Annotated in this window: 7 protein-coding genes and 1 tRNA gene; all 8 read right to left on the bottom strand. The window is 65.9% G+C overall.

Annotation, left to right across the window (positions count from 1 at the left end):
- Positions 1-154 precede the first annotated feature (154 nt).
- On the bottom strand, positions 155-517 hold the full coding sequence (locus HY699_19430) for a MerR family transcriptional regulator (GenBank protein MBI4517981.1): 363 nt from the start codon (positions 515-517) through the stop codon (positions 155-157).
- Positions 518-525: 8 nt separating this feature from the next.
- The gene (locus tag HY699_19425; GenBank protein ID MBI4517980.1) at positions 526-807 is read right to left on the bottom strand and encodes an integration host factor subunit alpha; all 282 of its coding nucleotides are present in this window, start codon (positions 805-807) and stop codon (positions 526-528) included.
- A gap of 36 nt (positions 808-843) precedes the next feature.
- Positions 844-3,249, bottom strand: coding sequence for a phenylalanine--tRNA ligase subunit beta (locus HY699_19420; protein MBI4517979.1), 2,406 nt, complete (start codon positions 3,247-3,249; stop codon positions 844-846).
- Positions 3,250-3,287: 38 nt separating this feature from the next.
- The gene (pheS, locus tag HY699_19415) at positions 3,288-4,310 is read right to left on the bottom strand and encodes a phenylalanine--tRNA ligase subunit alpha (protein ID MBI4517978.1); all 1,023 of its coding nucleotides are present in this window, start codon (positions 4,308-4,310) and stop codon (positions 3,288-3,290) included.
- A 100-nt stretch (positions 4,311-4,410) separates the two neighbouring features.
- Positions 4,411-4,770, bottom strand: a complete 360-nt coding sequence (rplT, locus tag HY699_19410) for a 50S ribosomal protein L20 (protein MBI4517977.1) — start codon at positions 4,768-4,770, stop codon at positions 4,411-4,413.
- Positions 4,771-4,827: 57 nt separating this feature from the next.
- Positions 4,828-5,025: a 50S ribosomal protein L35 gene (rpmI, locus tag HY699_19405; GenBank protein ID MBI4517976.1), complete on the bottom strand. Its 198-nt coding sequence runs from the start codon at positions 5,023-5,025 to the stop codon at positions 4,828-4,830.
- Positions 5,026-5,043: 18 nt separating this feature from the next.
- Positions 5,044-6,963: a threonine--tRNA ligase gene (thrS, locus tag HY699_19400; GenBank protein MBI4517975.1), complete on the bottom strand. Its 1,920-nt coding sequence runs from the start codon at positions 6,961-6,963 to the stop codon at positions 5,044-5,046.
- Between the two features lie 111 nt (positions 6,964-7,074).
- Positions 7,075-7,149: transfer RNA gene (locus HY699_19395), tRNA-Val, on the bottom strand.
- Positions 7,150-7,510 lie beyond the last annotated feature (361 nt).

Here is a 7,510-nt window from a genome sequence, read left to right as displayed (position 1 = left end):
GCCGCAGCTCACTCAGTCGTGCCAGTCCCTGCGTTGCGCTGTTCTCCCTTGCCATTCGACCATCCTCCTCTCGTCGAGATGGCCGGGGAGGTTAGTCGAACGCGACGTCAGCGCGCATGCATGCTCACCGGAAGGACACGACAGAGCCAGCCCGCTACGACAGCAGCTTGCAGAGCGACTCGATATCCTTTTTCACGCGGATGAGTGCGTCGCGGTAGGTACGTTCCCCGAGCGGTAAAGCCATCTGCTGGCGCTGTTCGCTCTGGATGGTCTTGAGACGCTTCTTTGCCCCCTCGATGGTGTAGCGCTCCTGGTGTAGGAGGCGTTTGACCTCCAGGAAGGTCTCGACATCTCGGCGGCGATAGAGCCGGTGCTTGGCCCGGCTCTTGCCCGGCTTGATCGCGTTGAACACGCTCTCCCAGTAGCGCAGGACGTGCGCTTCGACGCCGACGATCTCGGCCACCTCGCCGATCTTGAAGTAGAGCTTGTCGGGCAACTGCGGCTTGGTGGCCCTCACACCCACCTCTACGGCTCTGGGTTCATCGACTTCTTCAGGACCGGGCTGGCTTTGAAGCTGAGCACCTTACGACCGCTGATGATGATCTCTTCGCCGGTTTGCGGGTTGCGGCCTTTACGCGGGCGCTTCTGATGCACCACGAAGTTGCCGAAGCCCGAGAGCTTGACCTTTTGGCCCCGCTGCAAGCACGCTTTGATCAGCTCGAACGTCGACTCGACCACCTCACCGACTTCCTTCTTGGAAAAACCCACGCGTTCGTAGATACGCTCCACGATATCGCCCTTGGTCATGGTCACGGCGCGTCCCTCCAAGCGGGGGTCTCTCGCTCAGCGGCGTAACTCAATGGGCAAGGCGGCGCACAGGTCCGCGATCAACTGCTGGTGCAGCTGGTTCACTTCGTCGTCGGTCAAGGTCCGGTTCGCCGCGCGGTAGGCAATCGAATAGGCCAAGTTCTTCTTGCCCGCTGGGATCGGTGGTCCCGTATACTGATCGAACAGCACGACTCGCTCCACCACTTGCCGGTTCCATCGTTGCACGAAGCGGATAACCTGATCGGACGCGAACTCGGCTTCACTCACGATCGCCAGGTCTCGCACAACCGCTGGAAATCGCGGCAAATCTGCAAAGACAAGGCGCCGCGGAACATACTCAAGGGCTCGCTCCAAGTCAAACTCAAAAAGCCAGGATGGCCGCGCCAGACCGAGTTCAGCCTCGGTCTCCGGATGCAGCTCACCGACCACGGCCAGCGGCCGCTCGTCGATGATAGCCAACGCCGATTGCCCGGGGTGGAAGGCGGGCTGTCCTGCTCCCGCGCGCTCCCAGTGCACGCGGTCGAGCAGGCGCAAGCGCGCCAGCACGGCTTCGAGCACGCCCTTCGCAGCTAGGAAATCAAATGGCCGGCGCGTCGCCCCCAAGCCCGCCAGCGGCGGGCTCCCGCACAGCACAGCCGCCAGCCGGTGGCCTTCGGCTGGGGCGGCGCCAGCCCAAAACACCTTGCCGAGGGCGAACGCGGTCACGCTCGGCTCATCGACGTTGAGGTTGGCCCGCAGCGCCTGTAACAGGCCCGGGCAGAGGCTGAAGCGCAACTGCGCCTCTTCGGTGATAACAGGGTTGCGCAGGCACACCGGCGCGCCCGCAGGCACACCAACGCCGCCGAAGAGCTGATTCATCCGTGCGGTTGCGAAGCTCCACGACACGATCTCATGAAACCCCTGAGCGGCCATGAACTGGCGCAGATCGGCGGCGCAGCTGCTCAGCGGCGAGCGCCGGCCGCCGCTCATTGCCACCGCCGGCAGCGCTGCCGGCACGCGCTCGTAGCCCAGCAGCCGCACCACTTCTTCGATCAGATCGATCTCCCGCTCCCAGTCGTGCCGATACGACGGCGGTGTGACCGCGAGCACTTGTGCGGACTTCGCCCGCACCGCCGCCCCGAGCCGCCGCAACGCCCCGGCCGCGTCGCTGCGGGTGATCGGCATGCCGACCAGAAACTCGAGGCGCGGCACCCGCAAGTCGATGATCGTCTTCGGCGGCGGAGCGGGATAGTCCTCGGCCACGCCCGCGGCGGTGCCCCCGCCGCCAAGCTCGGCCACCAGAGCCGCGGCGCGCTCGAGCGCCGGGATCACCCCCTCGATGTCTACCCCGCGCTCGAAGCGATATGACGACTCGCTGCGCAATCCCAAGCGGCGTGCCGTACGCCGGATGCTGGCGGGATCGAAGCGCGCGCTCTCCAACAAGACGGCGCGGGTTTCCTCGGTCACCTGTGATTCCGCGCCGCCCATGACACCGGCGATCGCCACCGGCACTTCGCCGCTGGTGATCAACAAGTCGGCCGGCTCGAGCTCGCGGTCGCGGTCGTCCAGGGTACGGATGCTGCGATCGGAGCCGGCGCGGCGCACCACGATGTGCGGCTGCGGCAAGCGCTCGTAGTCGAAGGCGTGCAGCGGCTGTCCGCGTTCGAGCAGCACGTAGTTGGTGATATCGACGATGTTGTTGATCGGCCGCTGATCGGCCGCGACCAGCCGCCGCTGCAGCCACGCCGGCGACGGCCCCACCCGCAAGTCGGCAATGTAGCGCGCGGTGTAACGCTGGCAGCCGGCGGGATCGTCCACCCGCACCGTGACCAATGACGCCGCCGGCTGTGCCTGCTGGCGCAGCCGCAGCCGCTGCCGGCGCAGCGGCACCTGATAAAGTGCGGCGATCTCGCGGGCCAAGCCGAGCACACTCAGGCAGTCGCCGCGATTCGGGGTCACCGCCACTTCCAGCACGCTGTCGGCGATACCGAGGTGAATAGCCAGCGGCTGTCCGGTGAGCGCCTCGACCGGCAGCTCCAGCAAACCGCCGGCGTCGCCGCCGAGGCCCAGCTCGGCCTCAGAGCAGAGCATGCCGGCCGAAGCCACGCCGCGAACCTCCGCCACCGCAATGCGCCGTCCGCCCGCCAGCGTTGCCCCGGGCATGGCCCAGGGCACCCGCAAGCCGGCGCGAGCGTTGGGCGCGCCGCACACAACCCGCTGCAGCTCCGCACCCGCCCCGCGCACCTGGCAGACGGAGAGACGCTCGGCCTGGGGGTGGCGCTCGACCGCGACGATCTCGCCGACGATGACGCCATCGAGGTCGCGGCCAAGCTCCTCGATGCGCTCGACCTCGATGCCCGCCAGCGTCAGCCGCTCGGCCAGCTGCTTGGCCGAGACGTCGACCACGACGAACTCGCGCAGCCAACTAACGGGAACCTTCATTGCCAGCCTTTAGCTACGTCAGTCATGCCGCGGCGTGCTCAGAACTGGCGCAAGAAGCGCAGGTCGCCGCCGTAGAATAGGCGGATGTCGGTGATCTCGTACTTGAGCATGGCGATGCGCTCGATGCCCATGCCGAAGGCGAAGCCCGAGACCTGTTCCGGGTCGTAACCGACGAAGCGGAAGACGTTGGGATCGATCAACCCCGAGCCCAGGATTTCCATCCAGCCGGTACCTTTGCACAGCCGGCAACTCGGCTGGCCGCCGCCGCACTGAAAGCAGGCGATGTCGACTTCCGCACTCGGCTCGGTGAAGGGAAAGAAGGCCGGCCGAAAGCGCACGCGGGTGTCGCAGCCGAACAAGTGTTGCAGGGCGAGCGTGAGCACGCCCTTGAGATCGGCGAAGGTGACGCGCTTGTCCACCATGAAGCCCTCGATCTGGTGGAACATGGGTGAGTGGGTAACGTCGTAGTCGTGGCGATAGGCCGCGCCCGGCACAATCACTCGCAGCGGCGGTGTTTGCGACTCCATCACCCGGATCTGCACCGGCGAGGTGTGCGTACGCAGGACCAGTTCGTCGCTCACAAATAGGGTGTCTTGCATGTCGCGCGCGGGATGATCGCGCGGCATATTGAGGGCCTCGAAGTTGTGGTAGTCGTCCTCGACGTCGGGGCCTTCGGCCACCGAAAACCCCAGGCGCCCGAAGACGCCGACCAGTTCTTCGATCACTTGCGTGAGCGGGTGCACGCTGCCGGGCAAGCAGCGGGTGCCGGGCAAGGTAATGTCGCTGCGCTCTTGCGCCGCGCGGCGGGCGCGCTCGGCGGAGCGGACGGCGGCGAGCGCCTGGGTGATGCGCTCTTCGAGCTCGTCCTTGACTGCGTTGAGCGCCTGCCCCATTGCCGGGCGCTCCTCGGCCGCCAGCTCGCGCAGCCGGCGCACCACCAAGGTCAACTCACCCTTGCGCCCGAGAAATCGCCCCCGCACTTGTTCCAGTTCCGCCTCGCTCTTGGAAGCGGCCAGCGCGGCCAGCGCGGCTTCGCGAATGCGCTCGAGGTCCTCTTTCATTGGCATTGTCGCTCCGCCAAGCCGAGCGGACAGCGGCCGGCGGCGGCCCCCGCCACCGAAGTGATGACGGCGGCCCGCCCGCGATGGTGCAGGCTGCTGGCTAGGCGGCTAGATTCGCCTTCGCAATATCGGCCACCGCGCCGAAGCCGGCGGGGTCGCGCACCGCCAGGTCAGCGAGCATCTTACGATCGATGGTAACGCCGCCTTTAGTGAGCCCGTGGATCAGCTGGCTGTACGACAGCCCCAGCGGCCGGGCGGCAGCATTGATGCGCACCACCCACAGGCTACGGAACTCGCGCTTGAGCACGCGGCGGTCGCGGTAGGCGTAGGTCAGACCCTTCTCGACGGTCTCGCGCGCCTGGCGATAGAGCTTGCGCCGGCCGCCGACGTTGCCTTTGGCCAGCTTGAGGATCTTCTTGTGGCGGGCGCGTCCCTTGGTCCCGCGTTTTGCTCGGGGCATGATTCTGTTCTCCTCCGTGCGCGAGGCGGTTTACCATCCGGCCCCGCGCGCTACAAGTCAAAGGTATGGCACCAGGCGCTTGATCGCCTTTTCGTTGCTGGGGTGCACCAAGCCGCCGTGGCGCAGGTGGCGTTTTTGCTTCGGCGACTTGTTGGTCAAGATGTGACGCAGATAGGCCTTGCGCCGGCGCACCTTACCCGTCCCGGTTAGTTTGAAGCGTTTTGCCGCTCCGCGGCTGGTCTTGATCTTCGGCATATGGCACTTCCTTCCCGCTTACGTGTTCAAACCCACCCGCGCCTCGGCGATCACCTTGGCGATGAAATCCGCCGCCGGCATCGGCGCCAGATTGCCCTCGCGGCGGCTGCGTGGGGTAACCGTACCGCTCTCGGCTTCCTTGTCGCCGACCACCAGCATGTACGGCACCTTCTCCAGCTGCGCCTCGCGGATCTTATATCCCAGTTTTTCGTTGCGCGTGTCCAGCTCCACCCGCACGCCCGCCGCCGCCAGGCCGGCGGCGATCTCGGCGCCGTAAGCTTCCTGGCGTTCGGTGAGGGTCAGCACCTTGACCTGGACCGGGGCCAGCCACAGCGGAAAATCACCGCCGGTGTGCTCGAGCAGGATAGCGATGAAGCGTTCGAGCGAGCCCAGCACCGCCCGGTGTAACATCACCGGCGTCGCCTCGCTACCCTCGGGGCTGACGTACTTCAGGCCGAATCGTTCCGGCATGGCGCAATCGATCTGGACCGTGGCCAACGTCCACGACCGCTCCAGCACGTCGCGGAAATCGAAGCCGATCTTCGGCCCGTAGAAGGCGCCCTCCCCCGGCAACACGGTGACCGCAAAACCCGCCGCTTCGGCCACCCGGTGCAAGGCGGCCTCGGCGGCCTGCCACAACTCGACGCGCCCGAGAAACTTCTCCGGGCGAGTTTGCAGCGTCACCTCGATGCGCTCGAAGCCGAAGGCGCCGTAGACCTCGCGCACCATGGCGATGAACTGCTGGAGCTCGGCGTCGAGCTGCTCCGGGGTGCAGTAGATGTGGGCATCGTCCTGCGTCATCGCCCGCACCCGGGTCAGGCCGGTCAGCGTACCCGACTGCTCGAAGCGATGCAGCCGGCTGAAGTCGGCGTAACGGATCGGCAGGTCGCGGTAGGAATGCTTGCGGGTGGCGAAGAGGTAGCAATGCCCGGGGCAGTTCATCGGCTTGACCCCGTACTCCTCTTCTTCGAGCTTGATCAGAAACATGTCTTCGCGAAAGGCCTGGTAGTGGCCGGAGGTCTTCCATAGCTCGGTCTTGTAAATCAGCGGGGTGATCACCTCGGTGTAGCCGTAGCGCCGGTACAAGCTGCGCATGTAGTCCACCAGGGCGTTGTAGATCACGGCGCCTTTGGCATGGAAGAACGGCGAGCCGGGCGCGATCGGATGGAGCGAGAACAGGTCCAGCGCCGGACCGAGCCGGCGGTGATCGCGCTGCTTGGCCTCCTCGACCCGCTTGAGATAGGCCTCGAGGTCCGCCGCTGTCGCCCAGGTGGTGCCGTAGATGCGCTGCAGCATCTCGTTGCGCTCATCGCCACGCCAATAGGCGCCGGCCACGCTGGTGAGCTTGAAGGCCTTGATCTTGCCGGTCGACTGCACGTGCGGGCCGCGGCAGAGATCGACAAACTCGCCTTGCCGGTAGAGCGAGACTTCCGGGGCGTCGATGCCGTCGATGATCTCGACCTTGTAGTCTTCACCCAGCTCGCGAAACAGCTCGCGGGCTTGCCCTCGCGGCATTTCTTCGCGCGTGATCTTGAGGTTCTCCTTGGCGATCTCGCGCATGGTCTTCTCGATGCGTTCGAGATCACTCGGAGTGAACGGCTCGGCTTTCTTGAAGTCGTAGTAGAAGCCGTTTTCGATCACCGGCCCGATAGTCACCTGCACCTCGGGGAACAGGCGCTTGACCGCTTGCGCCATCAAGTGAGCCGTGGAGTGGCGCAGGACTTCGAGACCGGCGGGCGACTCCGCCGCCACCGGCGCCACCGGGCAATCCGCGATCAGGGGGCGCGACAGGTCGGCGATCCGGTCGCCGACGCGGGCGGCAACCACCGCCGTGTCCTTGCCGAGCAAGCCGTGCAGCTTGAGCGCTTCGGCGGCGGAAACGCCGCTTTCCACCTGGCGGCAGCCGCCGTCGGGATATGTGATGGTAACTTGTGCCATGCTTCGGGAAGGTGAGGATGGAATCCGCGCTCGGGCTCTGCCAGCCGGGAGATTGCCGCTGAAGGCCGCGCCGCGACCGACCGTGTTACCCGCTACCGTTGGAGGTCGTCATGGTAGGCACGGGCGGGATTGAACCGCCGACCTCTTCCGTGTCAAGGAAGCGCTCTCCCACTGAGCTACGTGCCTCTATTCCACTCCTGCCGCTTAGTCTCGGAGCTGCTGCAAAACCGCCTGGAACCCCGCACAGTTAGGGGCAGAGTGCTACCAATTCCCCCCTACCCGGTCAAGCCGGGGTCGGCGGCGCCGGCACACGTGGCGGCTGGGCGGCAAATTTGTGGATAACGTGCAGCCGACCGGGCAAATCCTCACCAGTCTGACAGTCCAGTCTGACAGTACTGTGTACTGTCAGACCGAGGCCCATGGCCGAAAGGGACGCAATCTGTCATTCCCGCGAAAGCGGGAATCCACGGCACCGGCTCGCTACGACCCGCCAGCGCTACACGATCTCGTCATAGAGGTCTCGCCAGTCCGGGTTCTGAGCTTCGAT

It is taken from the genome of Deltaproteobacteria bacterium (assembly GCA_016210005.1).
In the GTDB taxonomy this organism is placed as follows: domain Bacteria; phylum Desulfobacterota; class Binatia; order HRBIN30; family JACQVA1; genus JACQVA1.
Note: the sequence above shows the minus strand (reverse complement) of the source record. Positions and strands in the feature narration are given on the sequence as shown.

What these genes read in the sequence shown, in the direction of transcription:
- HY699_19425 (MBI4517980.1), bottom strand. Translation starts at nt 807, where the DNA reads ATGACCAAGGGCGATATCGTGGAGCGTATCTACGAACGCGTGGGTTTT.
- HY699_19420 (MBI4517979.1), bottom strand. Translation starts at nt 3,249, where the DNA reads ATGAAGGTTCCCGTTAGTTGGCTGCGCGAGTTCGTCGTGGTCGACGTC.
- pheS (MBI4517978.1), bottom strand. Translation starts at nt 4,310, where the DNA reads ATGAAAGAGGACCTCGAGCGCATTCGCGAAGCCGCGCTGGCCGCGCTG.
- rplT (MBI4517977.1), bottom strand. Translation starts at nt 4,770, where the DNA reads ATGCCCCGAGCAAAACGCGGGACCAAGGGACGCGCCCGCCACAAGAAG.
- rpmI (MBI4517976.1), bottom strand. Translation starts at nt 5,025, where the DNA reads ATGCCGAAGATCAAGACCAGCCGCGGAGCGGCAAAACGCTTCAAACTA.
- thrS (MBI4517975.1), bottom strand. Translation starts at nt 6,963, where the DNA reads ATGGCACAAGTTACCATCACATATCCCGACGGCGGCTGCCGCCAGGTG.